The following is an 18,058-nucleotide window of genomic DNA, read 5'->3' on the forward strand; positions in this document are numbered from 1 at the left end:
GGGGGCGGCGATGAGGATTTCCTTGCAACAACATAAGGCCCAGCGCGGCATGGTCTTGTTGGTCAGTCTGGTGTTTCTGCTTTTGCTGACATTGATCGGTTTGTCCTCGATGCAGAGCGCCAACCTGCAAGAGAAAATGGCCGGCAGCGTAAGCCTGCGCAATCAATCATTTCAGGCGGCCGAAGCGGCATTGCGTGTGGGCGAAAGCGCAGTACAACTGGACAGTTATTCGTTGGGGGTGTGCAGCGGCACGAGCCAATGTCTGCCGCCGGCGGAATCGTCATCGGTCAGCTCGGCAGGTTTCAATTCGACCTCCGGAGTGACCTGGATCGCTGCCGGTAATGGCTTTTATGGCGTGCAGAACATCGGCACGACCCTGACGGCGGTGAACGTGCCGAGTAACACCTCGGCAACCCTGTATCGAGTCACTGCGGTTGGCATCGCCGGCAATTCGCGTAGCGTGGTGGAGAGTGTCTATGCGAAGTATTGAGCGCGGCCTGTCGCTGCTGGTCGGCATGCTCCTGAGCCTTTATCTGGCGGCACCGGCCTGGGCTTTCACGCCGTCCGATTCGCCATTGCTGAGCGCGGCTGCGGTGGCGCCCAACGTGATGCTGCTGATCGATGATTCGGGGAGTATGAACAGCATCATTTACGCCGCCGAATTCAACCCTAACGTCAACCGCACTCCCGCCCGCCAGTGCAATGCGTTCCTCGGCTTGTGCTCTGCACTCAATGCGCCGCAGATTACCGGCGACACGGTATTTCTATCGAGCCTGCCGACTTCCGGTTGCTCGGGAGGCGCCTACGCGTTCTACAACAACAGCGTGGCGCCGTTGTGCCTCAAGCTCCCTGATCCCGTAGGCAACGAGAACACCCGTTATTCTGCCGATTACATTTCCTACATAGTCAGCCTCGCCAACAGCAACGGCACCCGCGACTTCACCAACGGGGCGATCCCCAACGATTACCGGATGAACGTGGCGCGCAACGTTTCCACCGCACTGGTGAGCAGCAACCGCACCTTGCGCATGGGCCTGTCGACGTTCAACCCGGCCACCAGCAGCAACCCGGGCAACGGCGGGTTTATCGCCCGCTCGATCACCGATTTGTCACCGGTCACCGGCAGCGTGACCCAAGCCCAGGCAGACACCAACTACAACGCGCTGATTTCATCGATCAACGGCTTGAACGCAGTCGCCAATACGCCGTTGGCCGAGAGCTACTACGAAGTCACCCGCTACATGCGTGGCCTGGCGCCTTACTACAACGGCACGCCGGCGACCTATACCAGCCCGATTCAATATCGCTGCCAGAAAAACTACGGCGTGGTGATTACCGATGGCTTGCCGACCTATGACCGTACCTTCCCGACCAACGATCCGCTGGGGGGCAGTCGGTTGCCGAACTGGGATGGCGTGAACAATGACGGCGACAACCTCAACGGTGACGGTGAAGGCGATACGCTCTATCTGGATGACATCGCCAAATTCGCCTTCGACATCGACATGCGTTCGACCGGTACCGACGCCGCCGGCAAGAGCTGGAACGCGGTGGATTTTCCCCGGCAGAACATGAATACCTACACCGTGGGTTTCGCTGCGGATAATGACATGTTGTCCGACGCCGCCAGTTACGGGCAGGGCAGGTATTACCAGGCGACCGACAGCTCCGGGCTCAATGCGGCGTTATCGTCGGCACTCAGCGATATCACTTCCAAGGCCGGCTCCGGTGGTGCCGGCGTTGCCAGCAGCAGCACGTTGACCAGTGGCAGCAGTTTTTACCAGACAACCTACGATCCCAAGGATTGGCGCGGCACGATCAGGTCGTTCGGCTTTACCTCGACCGGCACGGTAAATACCTCGGCGGCGCAATGGTCGACCGACACCACCATCGTGCCCTCTGCCACAGCGCCGACTTTCCAGTCATGGAACACCTTGAGCAACACGCCCATTGCTCTGGCATTCGGCAGCTTTTCCCCAGCCCAGCAGAACACGTTGAATCAGGGCCTGCCCACCGGTATCAGCGGCACTGAACTGGTGGAGTGGAGCAAAGGGACCAACAGGGCCGGGCTCAAAGTGCGCACTGCGCTGCTGGGCGACATCATCAATTCGCCGCTGGTACTCGCGTCGCCTTCGGACAAGACCGCATCCGATCTGACGGGTGACAGCAGTTACACCAACTACCTGACCACCAAGGCTGCGAACATGAATACCAGTCTGGTAGTGAACGCCAACGACGGTTTCGTCAACGTGATCAATTCGGCGAACGGCACCCGCCGTTATGCCTACATGCCCTCCAGCGTGCTGCCTTCGTTGCGGCTGATTGCGGATACCAATTACGTCAACGGCGTCAGCCACAAGTTTCTCGTGGATGGTCAGCTCGGCGTGTTCGATGCGCAGGCCGGCACCACCTGGAGAACGCTGGCCATTGGCGGAACGGGGGCCGGTGGCAAAACCTTCTACGGACTGCAACTGTTCGATGCCTCGGCAGGCAACGTGATCAAGGCACTGTGGGAAGTCAGTGCGCCGGCTACGGCCAATGCGTCGAATGCTTTCAATGATCTGGGTTACGCCTACGCCCGTCCGGAAGTGGCACGCTTGGCCAATGGTCGCTGGGCGACATTCATCGCCAACGGCTACGGCAGCAATTCGGGGGTTGCGGCTTTGTATGTACTGGATGCAATGGATGGTTCGCTGATCAGGAAAATCGTCATCGACAGCACGGAAACCACTAACGGTCTGTCTTCGGTAAAGCTCAGGGTCAACTCTTCCAACGTAGTGCAGGCTGCCTACGCTGGTGACCTGAAGGGGCGTATGTGGAAATTCGACTTGAGCGCACCCGGGGCAGAAAGCTGGGGCGTTGCGTTTGCCGGCAAGCCTTTGTTTACAGCCCCGGGTGGGGCAACGCAGCCGATTACTGCGCAACCGCTGCTGGCGGATAATCCGCAGGGCGGCAAGCAAGTGTTCTTTGGCACCGGCAAGTTCAACGAGACTGCCGACAAGACCAACAAGGATCTGCAGGCGTTCTATTCAATCTGGGATGCAGAGGGTGGGGCCGGCCAAATCACCGTTAGCAGTTTGCAAGCGCAGGCGATTACCGGCTCGTTCTCCGGCAGTTCCGGGCAGTTTCTGACCACCAGCCAGAATGAAACGACCTATCCGGCAGAGAAAGGCTGGTATCTGCCGCTGGTGTATAACAACGTGCTGACCGGCGAGCGCGTGATCAACCAGGCCAGCATCGTGCTGGGGCGAGTCGTTTTTACCACCGCCAGCGTCGATACCACTGACCCTTGTTCGAGCTTTGGTACGGGCCGACTGGTCGAACTCGATGCGTTCAACGGTAAGATGCTCAACTACGCCGTGATCGACACCAACGGTGACCGTTTGGTCGATGGCACTGACACGATATCAAGTGGCGTGGTATTCACCGGTGGCATTCCGACCCTTAACGTCATTTCAGCCGGTGGTACGGGAAAGGTCGTGACCGACACCAGTGGCGTCATCACCACCATTGTAGAGAAGGGTGGCGGCGGCAGCCGTCGTATCATGTGGCGACAAATCCAGTAAGCGAGAATTTGAGGCATGCGCAGATCCAGCCGAGGTTTTACCCTGATCGAGATCATGATCGTCATCGCGATTATCGGGATCATCCTCACCATCAGCATCCCCAGCTACAACGAATACGTGAAGAAGGGCCGTCGCGCCGAAGTGGTCTCGCTGCTCTCGGAGCAGGCGCAGACCCTCGAACGCTTCTATACCCGCAACAATGTCTACACCGGCGTCACCGGGCTGAGCTCGGGCAATGATTTCTACACCATCACCCCGACGCTGACCGACCAGACCTTTGTGCTCACCGCTATTCGTAAAACCGGCTCGGCCATGGCCACCGACAAGTGCGGGGATTTCACCCTGACCAACACCGGCGTGCGAAGCATGAACAACGCGACCACCGGAGTGACCGCCAAGGATTGCTGGGGCCGCTGACGCATTCTTTTTCGGGCGCCTTTTGCGCCCACTGTCTTTTTACGGTTGGATCAAACATGACCAGGCAACAGCAAGTGGTGATTGTCGGCGGCGGGGTGATTGGCCTGCTCACTGCCTACAATCTCGCCTCCGAAGTGCGCAGCGTGGTGCTGCTGGACCGCTCGAATGTCGGCCAGGAATCGTCCTGGGCTGGCGGCGGCATCGTCTCGCCGTTATACCCGTGGCGCTACAGTCCGGCAGTCACCGCGCTGGCGCATTGGTCGCAGGACTTTTATCCACAGCTCGGCCAGCGCTTGTTTGCCGACACGGGGGTTGATCCTGAGGTGCACACCACTGGCCTGTATTGGCTGGATCTGGACGATGAAGCCGCAGCCCTGGCCTGGGCCGAGCGGGAAAATCGGCCGCTGCGGGCTGTGGATATCTCGGCGGCACATGACGCGGTGCCGGTGCTCGGCAGCGGTTTCAGCCGAGCGATCTACATGGCCGATGTCGCCAACGTGCGCAATCCACGGCTGGTCAAATCGCTGAAAGCCGCGCTGCTGGCGCTGCCGAATGTGATGATTCATGAGCAATGCGAAGTCAGTGGCTTCGTCCGCGAGGGCGAGCGCGTGGTCGGCGTGCAGACTCCGACGGGCGTGATCAACGGCGATCAGATTGTGCTGACAGCGGGGGCGTGGAGCGGTGATCTGCTCCAGACGCTGAGCCTGACGTTGCCGGTCGAGCCGGTCAAAGGCCAGATGATTCTCTATAAGTGCGCGGCTGATTTCCTGCCGAGCATGGTGCTGGCCAAGGGGCGATATGCGATCCCGCGTCGCGACGGTCACATTTTGATCGGCAGCACGCTGGAGCACGAAGGCTACGACAAGACCCCGACCGATGTCGCGCTGCAAAGCCTCAAGGCCTCGGCCATCGAGTTGTTACCAGCGCTGGCGGATGCCGAGGTGGTCGGGCATTGGGCCGGGCTGCGGCCGGGGTCGCCGGAGGGCATTCCGTTTATTGGCCGGGTGCCGGGGTGCGAGGGGTTGTGGCTGAACTGCGGGCATTACCGCAACGGGCTGGTGCTGGCGCCGGCGTCGTGTCAGTTGTTTGCTGACGTGATGCTGGGGCGGGCGCCGATTATTGATCCCGCGCCGTATGCGCCTGAGGGCCGGATTTAGTCAGGGGCGGGTAGACCGCCTTCGCGAGCAGGCTCGCTCCAACAGGAATACTCATTCCAAATGTGGGAGCGAGCCTGCTCGCGAAGGGGCCTTTAATCCAGGCCCAACTTCTTCAGCCGATAGCGCATCGACCGAAACGACAGACTCAACCGCTGCGCCGCCGCCGTGCGGTTCCAGCGGGTTTCCTCCAGCGCCTGCAGAATCAGCTTCCTCTCGACGCTCTCCAGATAATCCTCGAGATTGTCGATCTGTGTCAGATCGGCCATCGCCCCGTCCGCCGTGCAATTGCCTTCGCTCAAGCGCAGATCCTGCGCCTCGATCGTGCGGTTTTCACACAGGGTGTGCGCGCGTTCGAGGACGTTCTCCAGTTCGCGCACATTGCCGGGAAAGCGATAGTTCTTCAGCGCCTCCAGCGCCTGCGGGTGCAGGCGTGCTTCGGGTTGTCCGGTGTCTTTGGCCAGGCGCTTGAGCACGTGCATGGCAAGCGCCTCGATGTCGTCGCGGCGTTCGCGCAGGGACGGCACGCGCAGTTCGATGACGTTGAGCCGGTAATAAAGATCCTGGCGGAAGCGTTCGGCCGAAACTTCGGCTTCAAGGTCTTTGTGCGTGGCGCAAAGGATGCGCACATCCACCACCGTTTCCTGCTGGCCGCCGACGCTGCGCACGGCTTTTTCCTGAATCGCTCGCAGCAATTTTACCTGCATCGACAGCGGCAGGTCGGCGACTTCATCGAGAAACAGAGTGCCGCCATGGGCCGCTTGAAACAGCCCGGGCTTGTCCTCGACGGCACCGGTGAAGCTGCCTTTGCGGTGACCGAAGAACTCGCTTTCCATCAGCTCTGACGGAATCGCCCCGCAGTTCACCGGCACAAACGGCTGGCTGGCGCGCGGACCTTGTTCGTGGATCAGACGGGCGACCAGTTCTTTGCCGCTGCCGGATTCACCACTGATGTACACCGGTGCCTGACTGCGTGCGAGCTTGTCGATCTGCTTGCGCAGATTGGCCATCGGCGGCGAATCGCCCAGCAAGCGTCGCTCGATTGCCGTGCTCAAGCCGCCCGCTGTCGGCAGGCGCAGCGCCGAGCTGACCAGTTCGCGCAAGCGCGGCAGTTCCACCGGTTTGGTGAGGAAGTCGAACGCCCCGGCCTTCAGCGCATTGATCGCAGTTTCCAGGCTTCCGTACGCCGTGATCATCGCCACCGGCAGGTGTGGAGCGCGTTGCTGAATGTGTTGCACCAGCTCCAGCCCGGTGCCGTCGGGCAGGCGCATGTCGGTCAGGCACAGGTCAAAGTGCTCGCGCTGCAACAGCGCCTGAGCTTCGCCCAGATTGCGTGCGCTGAAGGTCTCGAGTTTCATCCGTCCCAGGGTGATTTCCAGGAGCTCGCGGATATCCGGTTCGTCGTCGACGATTAGAATTTTTTGCCGTGGGCTTGTATTCAACTTTGTTTCCGTCCGTGAGCAAAAGTGATGCGAAAGCAGCCGCCGCCTTGGCGTGATTTGAAGTCTAGGCGTGCCTGGTTGCTTTCGCACAGCTCACGGGACAGATAAAGGCCAAGACCGGTGCCCTGGCTGCTGGTAGTGAAGAACGGCTCAAACAGATGCGCCTGTTCCTCGGCCGACACGCCGGGGCCGTTGTCCTGCACTTCGAGCACTGCCAATTGGCTGTCGGGGTCGACGAACAGTGCCAGCCAGACGTCGGCCTGCTCGTGCAGTTGCGCACTGTGACGCCAGGCATTGCGTATCAGATTGTCGAGAATCTGTCGCAACTGGTTGGGATCCATCAACGTGGTGAAATCGCCGGAATTGATCCGCAGATGAATGTGCTGGCGCTCATTGGCCTGCTCGCGGATTTCGCCGACGAAGTCTTCCAGCCACGGCTTGAGGTCCAGCCGTTGCGGCGCGCTTTGCTGGCGGCGGGACAGTTGCAGGACGTTTTCGATGACTCGGTTCATGCGCTGGGAGTGGTCTTGAATAATCTGCGTCAGACGTCGATCTGCGCTATCGAGTTCCTCGGACTCGGCCAACAGCTGTGCGGCATGACTGATCGCTCCCAGTGGATTGCGAATTTCATGGGAGATGCCGGCGGTCAAACGCCCGAGCGCAGCGAGCTTGAGTTGCTGCGCCTGTTGGGTGATTTGCGCCAGGTCTTCGAGAAACACCAGCGTCTGCTGGTTCGGGCTCTGCTCAAGGGCGATGAAACTGGGCTGCAGCTCAAGGCCATTGCCGGGGATTTTCAGGCTCTGCGGGCGCAAGGTCGGATTGTTACGCCACAGTTGCAGACGCTCGACGAGTGCTGGCGAATATTCGTCGATCAAATGACCTTGCAGATGACTATGGCCGAGCAGACTCTGCGCACTGTGATTGGCCAGTTGCACTCGGCGTTGTTCATCGAGCACCAGAATGCCGGTGCGCATGCGTTGCAGGATCAACGCGTTCAGCGCCTCCAGCCCGACCACTTCGCTGGCGCGCTGTTCGGCCAGGGTCTCGCTGACTTCGAGGCGACGAATCAGCCCTTGCACCAGCAGTGAGGCGGCGAAGCACAGCGCGCCGAGGGTGCCGGCTTGCAGGTACGCGTTGGCGCTCAAGGGGCGGCTGAGACCCAGCAGAAAGCTCAGGCCGACAATGCCGATCGCCGCGATGGCGGCAATCAGCAGGCCGATGCGTCGGCGCAGCAGGGTGTTGCTGATCGCTACCGAGACCACCAGCAAATTGCCCAGCGCACTGGCCACGCCGCCCGCCGCGTAGAACAGGCCGCACAACAGCAGCACATCGACAAGCGCCAGGGTGAACAACTGCGCCGGGCGCCGGGTGTTTTCGAGGAACACCACCAGCAGCATATTGATGATCAGGTACAGCCAGCTGCCGCCGCGCAGCAGATCGTCGTTGGCCGACGTCAGCAGGCGGTTGTCCATGTTGCTGGAGATCAGCAACACCAGGGTGATGCCGACACTTAGACGGTACAGGTGATAAAGACGCAGCAGTCGCTGCGCCTGTTTCTGGTCGGCGTTGGCGGCCTCAGCGACCACTGGCGCCCGGGCCTTGCTCGAGATGAGCCTGGCTGCAATACCACTGTTGCTGGTTGCCCAGCGCGCGGTCGCGCGGCAGGTGCACGCCGCAATGTGCGCAACGCACCATCGGCGGCGCGTCCTGTTCGCGCGGCGGTCGGGTGGAGGCGGCGGGGGCCTTGAATTTGCGCCAGAGCCAGATGGCGGCGAAGATCAGGGCAATCCAGAACAATAAACGAAGCATGATGAGCGGCTTTTCGACTGATGATCCGGCAGTTTAGCCAAGGACCCGATCAGCGCACAGCCTATTAAAGCGCGGCAATAAAAAAGGGAGATCCGCAGATCTCCCTTTTTTCGTACAGCCGGTGTGATCAGTCGAACACGCCGAAGGTCATGTAGCTGAACCACGAGCGATCGGTGTCGCTGGATTCCGGCTCTGGCTCTTCGATCACGTCGCCGTTCTCGTCCTTAGGCTTGAGCTCGTTCGGGATCGCATCTTTCGCGTCCTGGAACTGCTTCTGCACGTCCTGGTTGGCGCGGGTTTCGCCCGGCGGCAGCGGTGGACGCGATTCGATCAGGCCCAGAGTCGCCTTGCTCAGGAACGAACGGTTGTCGGCCTCGGCTACGCGTGGCACGAACTGGCCATCTTGCAGGCTCGGGTGATCCGGGTAGTTGAGCTTCAGGGTTTCCAGGCTGGTGGCGGCCAGATCGTCGAGGTGCAGACGCTGGTAGGCTTCGGTCATCACCGCCAGGCCGTCGCCGACCGATGGGGTTTCCTGGAAGTTTTCCACGACGTACTTGCCACGGTTGGCAGCGGCTACATAAGCCTGACGGGTCAGGTAGTAGTCGGCGACGTGGATTTCGTAGGCGGCCAACAGGTTGCGCAGATAGATCATGCGCTGCTTGGCGTCCGGCGCGTAGCGGCTGTTCGGGTAGCGGCTGGTCAGCTGCGCGAACTCGTTGTAGGAGTCGCGGGCGGCGCCCGGGTCACGCTTGGTCATGTCCAGCGGCAGGAAGCGCGCCAGCAGGCCGACGTCCTGGTCGAACGAGGTCAGACCCTTGAGGTAGTACGCGTAATCCACGTTCGGATGCTGCGGATGCAAACGAATGAAACGCTCGGCGGCAGACTTTGCAGCTTCCGGCTCGGCGTTCTTGTAGTTGGCGTAGATCAACTCCAGCTGAGCCTGATCGGCGTAGCGACCGAACGGATAACGCGACTCCAGAGCCTTCAGCTTGGCTGTGGCGCTGGTGTAGCTGTTGTTGTCCAGATCAGTCTGAGCCTGCTGATACAGCTCGGCTTCGCTGAGGTTTTCGTCTACGACTTCCTTCGATGAGCAAGCAGCGGTCAATGCGAGGATGGCGATCAGCAGCAGGTGTTTCACTTGCATGGCGGCTTGCGTCCCTATGACGGCCGCTGTCTTGGGCGGGGCCGTCCTGTTATGATGAGCGCCCCGTTGAAAAGCCTCGGGGCAAAAGACGCCGTATTTAACCACAAGCGCGCAGCCGAAACCAAAGGCTGTGCCGACGCCCAGTCCGAGCATGTCCGATAAAATTGAACTTCGCGCAGAGGTGCCGTCCGAATTGGGCGGCCAACGCCTCGATCAAGTCGCCGCCCAACTCTTCGCTGAGCACTCACGCTCGCGCCTTTCCGCCTGGATCAAAGAAGGTCGCCTGACTGTGGACGGGGCGGTGATCCGCCCGCGCGACATTGTGCATGGCGGTGCCATCCTTGAGCTGACTGCCGAGCAGGAGGCCCAGGGCGAGTGGATCGCCCAGGACATCGAGCTCGACATCGTCTATGAAGACGACGACATCCTGGTGATCAACAAGCCTGCGGGCCTGGTGGTGCACCCGGCTGCCGGTCATGCCGATGGCACCCTGCTCAACGCTTTGTTGCACCATGTGCCGGACATCATCAATGTCCCGCGCGCGGGAATCGTGCATCGTCTGGACAAGGACACCACCGGTCTGATGGTGGTGGCCAAGACCATTCAGGCGCAGACCAAACTGGTTGCGCAATTGCAGAGCCGCAGCGTCAGCCGTATCTACGAGTGCATCGTGATCGGCGTGGTCACCGCCGGTGGCAAGATCAATGCGCCGATCGGTCGTCACGGCCAGCAACGCCAGCGCATGGCAGTGATGGAAGGCGGCAAGCCTGCCGTCAGCCATTACCGCGTGCTCGAGCGTTTCCGTTCCCACACTCATGTGCGAGTGAAGCTGGAAACCGGTCGGACCCACCAGATCCGCGTGCACATGGCGCACATCAACTTCCCGTTGGTCGGCGATCCGGCCTACGGCGGGCGTTTCCGCATTCCGCCTGCGGCCAACCCGACCATGGTGGAATCGCTCAAGCACTTCCCGCGTCAGGCGCTGCACGCGCGCTTCCTTGAACTCGATCACCCGACGAGCGGTGAGCGCATGAGCTGGGAATCGCCGCTGCCGGAAGATTTCGTCTGGCTGCTGACCCTGCTCAAGCAGGATCGCGAGGCTTTCGTCGGATGAACTGGCTGACGCCGGACTGGCCTGCGCCGGCCAGCGTCAAAGCCTGTGTCACCACCCGCGAGGGTGGTGTCAGCGAGGCGCCGTTCGACAGCCTGAATGTGGGGGATCACGTCGATGATCGCCCGCAAGCGGTGGCCGAAAATCGTCGCCGTTTGACCGAACACTTCTCCATACAGCCTGCCTGGTTGCAGCAAGTGCACGGGATCACCGTTGCGCATGCCGATCCGGGCATCGTTGCGACTGCAGATGCCAGCTGGACCGCAACGCCGGGAATCGCCTGCGCAGCGATGACGGCGGATTGCTTGCCGGCGTTGTTCTGCGACCGTGCGGGCACTCGCGTAGCGGCGGCCCATGCCGGTTGGCGTGGTCTGGCGGCGGGTGTGCTTGAAGCCACGCTCGACAGCCTTGATGTTGCACCTGAAGACGTGCTGGTCTGGCTCGGTCCGGCGATTGGCCCGCAAGCCTTTGAAGTCGGCGCGGAAGTACGCGAAGTCTTCGTCAAGCAGTTGCCGGAAGCGGCGACAGCCTTCGTGCCGAGCCACAATCCCGGCAAGTTCATGGCCGACATCTATCACTTGGCGCGCCTGCGTCTGGCTGAACGGGGTGTCACGGCTGTTTATGGTGGCGGTTTCTGCACCGTGACCGATCCGCGCTTCTTCTCCTATCGCCGTGCGTCGCGCACCGGTCGTTTCGCCTCTCTTGTTTGGCTCACCCGCTAAACTCTCTGATCTGCATCAACTCTCCGACGCTTGAATCTCCCAGAATCGACCGCATCTACAGTTGTATCTGGCAGGTTTCTTTATTCAGGATGGTTTCTTAGGTCCGGCCTGCTCAAAAGGAAGGTGACCCATGCGTATTGACCGTTTAACCAGTAAATTACAGTTGGCCCTGTCCGACGCCCAGTCGTTGGCGGTTGGCCACGATCATCCGGCCATCGAGCCGGCGCACTTGATGCAGGCCATGCTTGAACAGCAGGGCGGTTCGATCAAGCCGTTGCTGATGCAAGTAGGCTTCGACGTCAACAGCTTGCGTAAAGAGCTGACCAAAGAGCTCGATCAACTACCGAAAATCCAGAACCCGACCGGCGACGTCAACATGTCGCAGGATCTGGCGCGTCTGCTCAATCAGGCTGACCGTCTCGCTCAGCAGAAGGGCGACCAGTTCATTTCCAGCGAACTGGTGCTGCTCGCCGCGATGGACGAGAACAGCAAGCTCGGCAAGTTGCTGCTCGGCCAAGGCGTGAGCAAGAAAGCCCTGGAAAACGCGATCAACAACCTGCGTGGTGGCGAAGCGGTAAATGACGCCAACCACGAGGAGTCGCGGCAGGCGCTGGACAAGTACACCGTCGACCTGACCAAGCGCGCCGAAGACGGCAAGCTTGATCCGGTGATCGGCCGTGACGACGAGATCCGCCGCACCATTCAGGTTCTGCAACGCCGCACCAAGAACAACCCGGTGCTGATCGGTGAACCTGGCGTGGGTAAAACCGCGATCGCCGAGGGGCTGGCGCAGCGCATCATCAACGGCGAAGTGCCGGACGGCCTTAAAGGCAAGCGTCTGCTGTCGCTGGACATGGGCGCGCTGATTGCCGGCGCCAAGTATCGGGGTGAGTTCGAAGAACGCCTGAAATCGTTGCTCAACGAACTGTCGAAGCAGGAAGGGCAGATCATTCTGTTCATCGACGAGCTGCACACCATGGTCGGCGCTGGTAAGGGCGAAGGCTCGATGGATGCAGGCAACATGCTCAAGCCTGCGCTGGCTCGCGGCGAGCTGCACTGCGTCGGCGCGACCACGCTCAACGAGTACCGCCAATATATTGAGAAGGATGCGGCGCTCGAGCGGCGTTTCCAGAAAGTCCTGGTGGACGAGCCGAGCGAAGAAGACACCATCGCCATTCTGCGTGGCCTTAAAGAGCGTTACGAGGTCCACCACAAGGTGGCGATCACCGACGGCGCGATCATTGCCGCGGCGAAACTCAGCCATCGCTACATCACGGATCGGCAGTTGCCGGACAAGGCCATCGACTTGATCGATGAGGCCGCCAGCCGTATCCGCATGGAAATCGACTCCAAGCCGGAAGTTCTCGATCGTCTGGAGCGGCGCCTGATTCAGTTGAAGGTGGAATCCCAGGCGCTGAAGAAAGAAAGCGACGACGCAGCGAAGAAACGCCTGGAAAAACTCCAGGAAGAAATCGAGCGTCACGAACGTGAGTACTCGGATCTGGAAGAAATCTGGAACTCGGAAAAAGCCGAGGTGCAGGGTTCTGCGCAGATCCAGCAGAAGATCGAACAGTCGCGCCAGGAACTGGAAGCCGCACGCCGCAAAGGGGATCTGAACCGCATGGCCGAGTTGCAGTACGGGGTGATCCCTGATCTGGAACGCAGCCTGCAGATGGTCGACCAGCACGGCAAGAGCGAAAACCAGTTGCTGCGCAGCAAGGTGACTGAAGAAGAGATTGCCGAAGTCGTGTCGAAGTGGACCGGCATCCCGGTGTCGAAGATGCTCGAAGGCGAGCGCGACAAGCTGATGAAGATGGAGAGCCTGTTGCACAAACGGGTCATCGGTCAGGAAGAAGCGGTCGTGGCTGTGGCCAACGCCGTGCGGCGTTCCCGCGCCGGGCTGTCCGACCCGAATCGGCCGAGCGGCTCGTTCATGTTCCTCGGCCCGACCGGTGTCGGTAAAACCGAGCTGTGCAAGGCCTTGGCCGAATTCCTTTTCGATACCGAAGAGGCGATGGTGCGGATCGACATGTCCGAGTTCATGGAGAAACACTCCGTGGCTCGTCTGATTGGTGCGCCACCGGGCTACGTCGGCTATGAAGAGGGCGGTTATCTGACCGAAGCGGTGCGTCGCAAGCCGTACTCGGTGATCCTCATGGACGAAGTCGAGAAGGCGCACCCGGATGTGTTCAACATCCTCCTGCAAGTGCTTGAGGATGGCCGTCTGACCGACAGTCACGGGCGTACGGTGGACTTCCGCAACACGGTGATCGTGATGACGTCCAACCTCGGGTCGATGCAGATCCAGGAACTGGTCGGTGATCGTGAGGCGCAGCGTGCTGCTGTGATGGACGCGCTGACGTCGCACTTCCGTCCGGAGTTCATCAACCGGGTCGACGAGGTGGTGATCTTCGAGCCGCTGGCGCGGGATCAGATCGCCGGGATTACCGAGATCCAGTTGGGTCGCCTGCGCAGCCGTCTGGCCGAGCGCGAGCTGAAGCTGGAGCTGAGCCCGGAAGCGATGGACAAGCTGATCGCCGTCGGTTACGACCCGGTGTATGGCGCGCGTCCTTTGAAACGGGCGATCCAGCGCTGGATCGAAAACCCGCTGGCACAGTTGATCCTGTCGGGTCATTTCATGCCGGGCGACACCGCCACCGGCAAGGTCGAGAACGACGAAATCGTTTTCGGCTAAGCCTCAGCGGCAATGAAACCGGGAAGGCCTCGCATTGCGAGGCCTTTTTTTCGCCAGGCTGTTGAACTCAAAGGAAAAGGCTTGTAAAGTGCGCCCCGCAGTCAGTCACCGGCAGCGTTTCAACCCACCAGGTTGGAATCTGAAATAAGTTGCAAATCATTAACTTGAAAGCAATTTAGGGGGTTGACAGAGGTGTTCTAGGTTGTAGAATAGCGCGCCTCAGACACACGAACGCAGCGATGCGAACAGGTGTCGAGATGCAACAAAGCTTCACCGTTGTAAATTGAAATATGTAGTTCCGTGATAGCTCAGTCGGTAGAGCAAATGACTGTTAATCATTGGGTCCCAGGTTCGAGTCCTGGTCACGGAGCCAATTTCAAACCGGGGTATAGCGCAGTCCGGTAGCGCGCCTGCTTTGGGAGCAGGATGTCAGGAGTTCGAATCCCCTTACCCCGACCATATTTGGGTCGTTAGCTCAGTTGGTAGAGCAGTTGGCTTTTAACCAATTGGTCGTAGGTTCGAATCCCACACGACCCACCATTTTTGAAACCAGTTTGCGCTGGGATCGAATCTTAAGATCAGAGGCCAAAAGCGCTGATCGAAGAAGGCGATCTTTGAAAGGTCGCCTTTTTTTTACCGGGGTATAGCGCAGTCCGGTAGCGCGCCTGCTTTGGGAGCAGGATGTCAGGAGTTCGAATCCCCTTACCCCGACCATATTGAAAATCCTCGTATCGAAAGATACGGGGATTTTTTTTGTCTGCTGAAAGCTGAATCCCTTCAAGTCGTCATACAACCTGCCGATAGCCCGCTAACACGAGGGGACTGCCAACGCTTCGCCCCTTGATCTGGCCATTACAAGAATAAGGGCGTTCGTCATGTTGCTTCGTCAGTTGAATATTGCTCCCCGGGCTGCCCTGGGATTTGCCCTGATCGCGGTGCTGGTGGCCTTGCTCGGCGTGTTTGCGCTGGGGCAGATGTCGAGCATTCGCGACAGTGAGGTGGCGGTGGAGAACCGCTGGTTGCCGAGCATCCGTGGCGGCGACGAGATCCGTGAACTGATGCTGCGCATCCGCACCATCTCCCTGCGCATGGCGCTCGATCAGGATCCGGCCAACATCGCCACCTACCGTGGCCAGATGGACACCCGCGACAAGGAGCTGAGCGAAAAAATCGCAGCCTACGACAAACTGGTCGACACTGCCGAAGGCCAGCAGCTGTATGACCAGTTCAAGAAAACCTTCGCCGCCTATCGCACCGGCATTGCCCAGTCATTCACCCTCGCCGAGCAAGGCAAGCGTGACGAGCTGACCAAATTGCTGCTGGTTGACATGAAGACCGTGGTCGACGGCTCCGGCAAACAACTCAACGATCTCGCCGATCTGTTCGCCCGCCAGGTCGCTGCCGAAAGCGAGAAGTCCGCCGCGCATTATGAAACCTCGCGGACCATCGTCACTCTGTTCATTGCCTTGGCGGCGCTGGCCACGGTGGCGCTGGCAATGTTGCTCACGCGCAGTATCGTGCGTCCCCTGAGCAGCGCCGTGGATGCCGCTGAAAGTGTCGCCAAGGGCGATCTGACCCGCCCCATCGAAACCCATGGCAACGACGAAGTCAGCCGCTTGCTCAAAGCCCTGGCGACGATGCAACGGAACCTGCGCGAGACCCTGCAAGGCATCAGCGGCTCGGCAGCGCAACTGGCCACGGCCGCAGACGAACTGAGCGCCGTTACCGTCAACAGCACCCAGGGCTTGCAAGAGCAGAACAACGAAATCGAACAAGCCGCCACTGCGGTTAACGAGATGACCGCTGCGGTGGAGGAGGTCGCGCGCAACGCGGTGTCGACGTCCGATGCCACGCGCCAGTCCAGTCGGTCGGCGCAGTTGGGTCAGGAGCGCGTCAGCGAAACCGCGAGTGCGATCAATGCCCTGGCCAGCGATGTGCAGAACACTGGCGAACTGGTGCAGTCGCTGGCCAATCAGTCGCAAGACATTGGCAAAGTGCTGGACGTGATTCGCGCCATCGCCGAGCAGACCAATCTGCTGGCGCTCAACGCGGCCATCGAAGCAGCGCGTGCGGGCGAAAGCGGTCGCGGCTTTGCGGTGGTGGCCGACGAGGTGCGCGCGCTGGCATATCGCACCCAGCAATCGACGCAGGAAATCGAACAGATGGTGCAAGGCATGCGCAGCGGTTCGAGCCAGGCGCTGGAGTCAATGCAGGCCAGCGCATCTCGTGCGGCGAGCACGCTGGTTCTGGCAGAGCGGGCGGGTGAGGCGTTGGTGACGATCACGGCGTCGGTGCACGAGATTCACGAGCGTAACCTGGTGATCGCCAGCGCTGCCGAGGAGCAGGCGCAGGTGGCGCGGGAAGTGGATCGCAATCTGGTGAACATTCGCGACCTGTCGGTGCGTTCGGCTGCGGGGGCTGATCAGACCAGCGCATCGAGCCACGAACTGTCGCAACTGGCCAATGCGCTGCAGGGCATGGTGCGGCGCTTCCAGCTCTGATGAACAGCGATTCATTGCAGGCGTTCGCATACTGATTTGAGAACAGCACGAAACAATGTGGGAGCGAGCCTGCTCGCGAAGGGGCCGGATCATTCAACGATAGTGTCGACTGACCCACCGCTTTCGCGAGCAGGCTCGCTCCCACAGGTTGGCGTTTTAGTGCAGTTTCAGACGCGGCTCGGTGCCACGGCCAATCTTGCTCCCCAGCATCAGCATCGCCGTGCGAAACGGCCCGTACAGCGCCATCTGGTGCATGCGGTACAGCGACACATAGAACATCCGCGCCAGCCAGCCTTCGAGCATGACGCTGCCGGTCAGGTTACCCATCAAATTACCCACAGCAGAAAAACGCGACAGCGAGATTAGCGAGCCGTAGTCGGTGTACTTGTACTCCGGCAGGGTCTTGCCTTCGATGCGCAGTTTCAGCGACTTGGCCAGCAGCGACGCCTGTTGATGCGCCGCTTGTGCCCGTGGCGGCACGTTGCGATCGGTACCCGGTTGCGGGCAGGCCGCGCAGTCACCGAAGGCAAAGATGTTTTCGTCGCGCGTGGTTTGCAGGGTCGGCAGCACTTGCAGCTGATTGATGCGGTTGGTTTCCAGACCGTCAATGTCCTTGAGGAAACCCGGTGCGCGAATGCCGGCAGCCCAGACTTTCAGGCTGGCCTTGATCTCGTTGCCATCGGCGGTGATCAGGCTGTCGGCAGTCACTTCGCTGACTGCTGCGTTGGTCATCACATTGACCCCGAGCTTCTCCAGGGTCTTGTGCACCGGCCCGCTGATGCGCTCCGGCAGGGCGGGCAGCACCCGTGGGCCGGCTTCGATCAGCGTGATGTGCATGTTTTCCGGTTTGATCCGGTCCAGACCATAAGCGGCCAATTCATGGGCGGCGTTGTGCAGCTCTGCCGCCAGTTCGACGCCAGTGGCGCCAGCACCGACGATGGCGACGCTGATCTGCTCGACCACGTCGGTCTGCCCGGCGTGGGCGCGCAGATAGTGATTGAGCAATTGCTGGTGGAAGCGCTCAGCCTGTTTGCGCGTATCGAGGAACAGACAATGCTGCGCCGCGCCCTGGGTGCCGAAATCGTTGGTGGTGCTGCCGACGCTGATCACCAGCGAGTCATAAGCCACTTCACGCGCCGGCACCAGCTCGACGCCGTTTTCGTCATAGGTCGCGGCCAACTGGATTTTCTTCTGCGCGCGATCGAGCCCGCTCATGCGCCCGAGCTGGAACTCGAAGTGGTTCCATTTCGCCTGGGCGACATAGTTGAGTTCGTCTTCGGAGGAGTTCAGGGAACCGGCGGCCACTTCGTGCAGCAGCGGTTTCCAGATGTGGGTCAGGTTCGCGTCGACCAGCATCACGCTGGCCGTGCCGCGCTTGCCCAGAGTCTTACCCAGGCGGGTAGCCAACTCCAGACCGCCGGCGCCGCCGCCGACAATGACAATACGATGGGACATAGGGATAACTCGCAAGGTTTTTAAAGGAAATCGGTGCGGTTA

At 60.4% G+C, this 18,058-nt stretch carries 13 protein-coding genes and 4 tRNA genes; 12 read left to right on the plus strand and 5 right to left on the minus strand.

All coding sequences use genetic code 11. The features are described 5' to 3' along the window. Positions 1–10: 10 nt before the first annotated feature. From KVG85_RS23860 to thiO, 4 genes are read left to right on the plus strand one after another with little or no spacing between them, the layout of a single operon-like run. The gene (locus KVG85_RS23860) at positions 11–490 is read left to right on the plus strand and encodes a pilus assembly PilX family protein (protein ID WP_217865190.1); all 480 of its coding nucleotides are present in this window, start codon (positions 11–13) and stop codon (positions 488–490) included. After that, entirely contained in the window at positions 477–3,566 is a 3,090-nt protein-coding gene (locus tag KVG85_RS23865; RefSeq protein ID WP_217865191.1) for a pilus assembly protein, read from the plus strand. Before KVG85_RS23860 ends, KVG85_RS23865 begins: the two co-directional genes overlap by 14 nt. A gap of 15 nt (positions 3,567–3,581) precedes the next feature. Beyond that, complete coding sequence (locus KVG85_RS23870) at positions 3,582–3,983, plus strand: type IV pilin protein (protein WP_217865192.1); 402 nt, start codon at positions 3,582–3,584, stop codon at positions 3,981–3,983. A gap of 56 nt (positions 3,984–4,039) precedes the next feature. Continuing rightward, positions 4,040–5,140: a glycine oxidase ThiO gene (gene thiO, locus KVG85_RS23875; protein ID WP_217865193.1), complete on the plus strand. Its 1,101-nt coding sequence runs from the start codon at positions 4,040–4,042 to the stop codon at positions 5,138–5,140. A 92-nt stretch (positions 5,141–5,232) separates the two neighbouring features. On the opposite strand, the gene KVG85_RS23880 is transcribed toward thiO, so the two are convergent. The 4 genes from KVG85_RS23880 to KVG85_RS23895 all read right to left on the minus strand — a co-directional run bounded on the left by KVG85_RS23880 (position 5,233) and on the right by KVG85_RS23895 (position 9,532). Continuing rightward, positions 5,233–6,579 (minus strand): sigma-54-dependent transcriptional regulator, encoded by a 1,347-nt coding sequence (locus tag KVG85_RS23880; RefSeq protein ID WP_217865194.1) that lies wholly within the window; start codon positions 6,577–6,579, stop codon positions 5,233–5,235. Continuing rightward, complete coding sequence (locus tag KVG85_RS23885) at positions 6,576–8,165, minus strand: sensor histidine kinase (RefSeq protein ID WP_217865195.1); 1,590 nt, start codon at positions 8,163–8,165, stop codon at positions 6,576–6,578. Before KVG85_RS23885 ends, KVG85_RS23880 begins: the two co-directional genes overlap by 4 nt. Further along, a complete protein-coding gene (locus tag KVG85_RS23890; protein ID WP_217865196.1) occupies positions 8,155–8,388 on the minus strand; it encodes a PP0621 family protein in 234 nt (77 codons plus the stop codon). The genes KVG85_RS23885 and KVG85_RS23890 overlap by 11 nt, the downstream gene beginning before the upstream one ends. 127 nt (positions 8,389–8,515) lie before the next feature. Continuing rightward, positions 8,516–9,532, minus strand: coding sequence for an outer membrane protein assembly factor BamD (locus KVG85_RS23895; RefSeq protein WP_016773139.1), 1,017 nt, complete (start codon positions 9,530–9,532; stop codon positions 8,516–8,518). Positions 9,533–9,683: 151 nt separating this feature from the next. On the opposite strand from KVG85_RS23895, the gene rluD reads away from it, so the two are divergent. From rluD to KVG85_RS23935, 8 genes are all read left to right on the plus strand, one after another. Next, positions 9,684–10,646, plus strand: coding sequence for a 23S rRNA pseudouridine(1911/1915/1917) synthase RluD (gene rluD, locus KVG85_RS23900; protein ID WP_042610487.1), 963 nt, complete (start codon positions 9,684–9,686; stop codon positions 10,644–10,646). Further along, positions 10,643–11,365 carry a peptidoglycan editing factor PgeF gene (gene pgeF, locus KVG85_RS23905; protein ID WP_217865197.1) on the plus strand — a complete coding sequence of 241 codons (723 nt, stop codon included), beginning with the start codon at positions 10,643–10,645 and terminating at the stop codon, positions 11,363–11,365. Before rluD ends, pgeF begins: the two co-directional genes overlap by 4 nt. Positions 11,366–11,495: 130 nt before the next feature. After that, entirely contained in the window at positions 11,496–14,060 is a 2,565-nt protein-coding gene (gene clpB / locus KVG85_RS23910) for an ATP-dependent chaperone ClpB (RefSeq protein WP_073475480.1), read from the plus strand. A 297-nt stretch (positions 14,061–14,357) separates the two neighbouring features. Then, positions 14,358–14,433, plus strand: a tRNA-Asn gene (locus KVG85_RS23915). 9 nt (positions 14,434–14,442) lie between these two features. After that, positions 14,443–14,519, plus strand: a tRNA-Pro gene (locus KVG85_RS23920). 5 nt (positions 14,520–14,524) lie between these two features. Then, a tRNA-Lys gene (locus tag KVG85_RS23925) sits at positions 14,525–14,600 on the plus strand. Between the two features lie 97 nt (positions 14,601–14,697). Continuing rightward, a tRNA-Pro gene (locus tag KVG85_RS23930) sits at positions 14,698–14,774 on the plus strand. Positions 14,775–14,935: 161 nt separating this feature from the next. Further along, a complete protein-coding gene (locus KVG85_RS23935) occupies positions 14,936–16,561 on the plus strand; it encodes a methyl-accepting chemotaxis protein (protein ID WP_217865198.1) in 1,626 nt (541 codons plus the stop codon). A 156-nt stretch (positions 16,562–16,717) separates the two neighbouring features. Here the strand turns inward: KVG85_RS23935 and KVG85_RS23940 are convergent, their stop codons facing one another. Continuing rightward, positions 16,718–18,016 carry an NAD(P)/FAD-dependent oxidoreductase gene (locus tag KVG85_RS23940; protein ID WP_016773144.1) on the minus strand — a complete coding sequence of 433 codons (1,299 nt, stop codon included), beginning with the start codon at positions 18,014–18,016 and terminating at the stop codon, positions 16,718–16,720. Positions 18,017–18,058 lie beyond the last annotated feature (42 nt).

The sequence above is a fragment of the Pseudomonas triticicola genome (genome assembly GCF_019145375.1).
Lineage (GTDB): Bacteria > Pseudomonadota > Gammaproteobacteria > Pseudomonadales > Pseudomonadaceae > Aquipseudomonas > Aquipseudomonas triticicola.

Coding starts and splice junctions, on each gene's coding strand:
- KVG85_RS23870 (WP_217865192.1), top strand. CDS start 3,582: ATGCGCAGATCCAGCCGAGGTTTTACCCTGATCGAGATCATGATCGTC.
- pgeF (WP_217865197.1), top strand. CDS start 10,643: ATGAACTGGCTGACGCCGGACTGGCCTGCGCCGGCCAGCGTCAAAGCC.
- KVG85_RS23865 (WP_217865191.1), top strand. CDS start 477: ATGCGAAGTATTGAGCGCGGCCTGTCGCTGCTGGTCGGCATGCTCCTG.
- rluD (WP_042610487.1), top strand. CDS start 9,684: ATGTCCGATAAAATTGAACTTCGCGCAGAGGTGCCGTCCGAATTGGGC.
- clpB (WP_073475480.1), top strand. CDS start 11,496: ATGCGTATTGACCGTTTAACCAGTAAATTACAGTTGGCCCTGTCCGAC.
- KVG85_RS23935 (WP_217865198.1), top strand. CDS start 14,936: ATGTTGCTTCGTCAGTTGAATATTGCTCCCCGGGCTGCCCTGGGATTT.
- KVG85_RS23860 (WP_217865190.1), top strand. CDS start 11: ATGAGGATTTCCTTGCAACAACATAAGGCCCAGCGCGGCATGGTCTTG.
- KVG85_RS23890 (WP_217865196.1), bottom strand. CDS start 8,388: ATGCTTCGTTTATTGTTCTGGATTGCCCTGATCTTCGCCGCCATCTGG.
- thiO (WP_217865193.1), top strand. CDS start 4,040: ATGACCAGGCAACAGCAAGTGGTGATTGTCGGCGGCGGGGTGATTGGC.
- KVG85_RS23940 (WP_016773144.1), bottom strand. CDS start 18,016: ATGTCCCATCGTATTGTCATTGTCGGCGGCGGCGCCGGCGGTCTGGAG.
- KVG85_RS23895 (WP_016773139.1), bottom strand. CDS start 9,532: ATGCAAGTGAAACACCTGCTGCTGATCGCCATCCTCGCATTGACCGCT.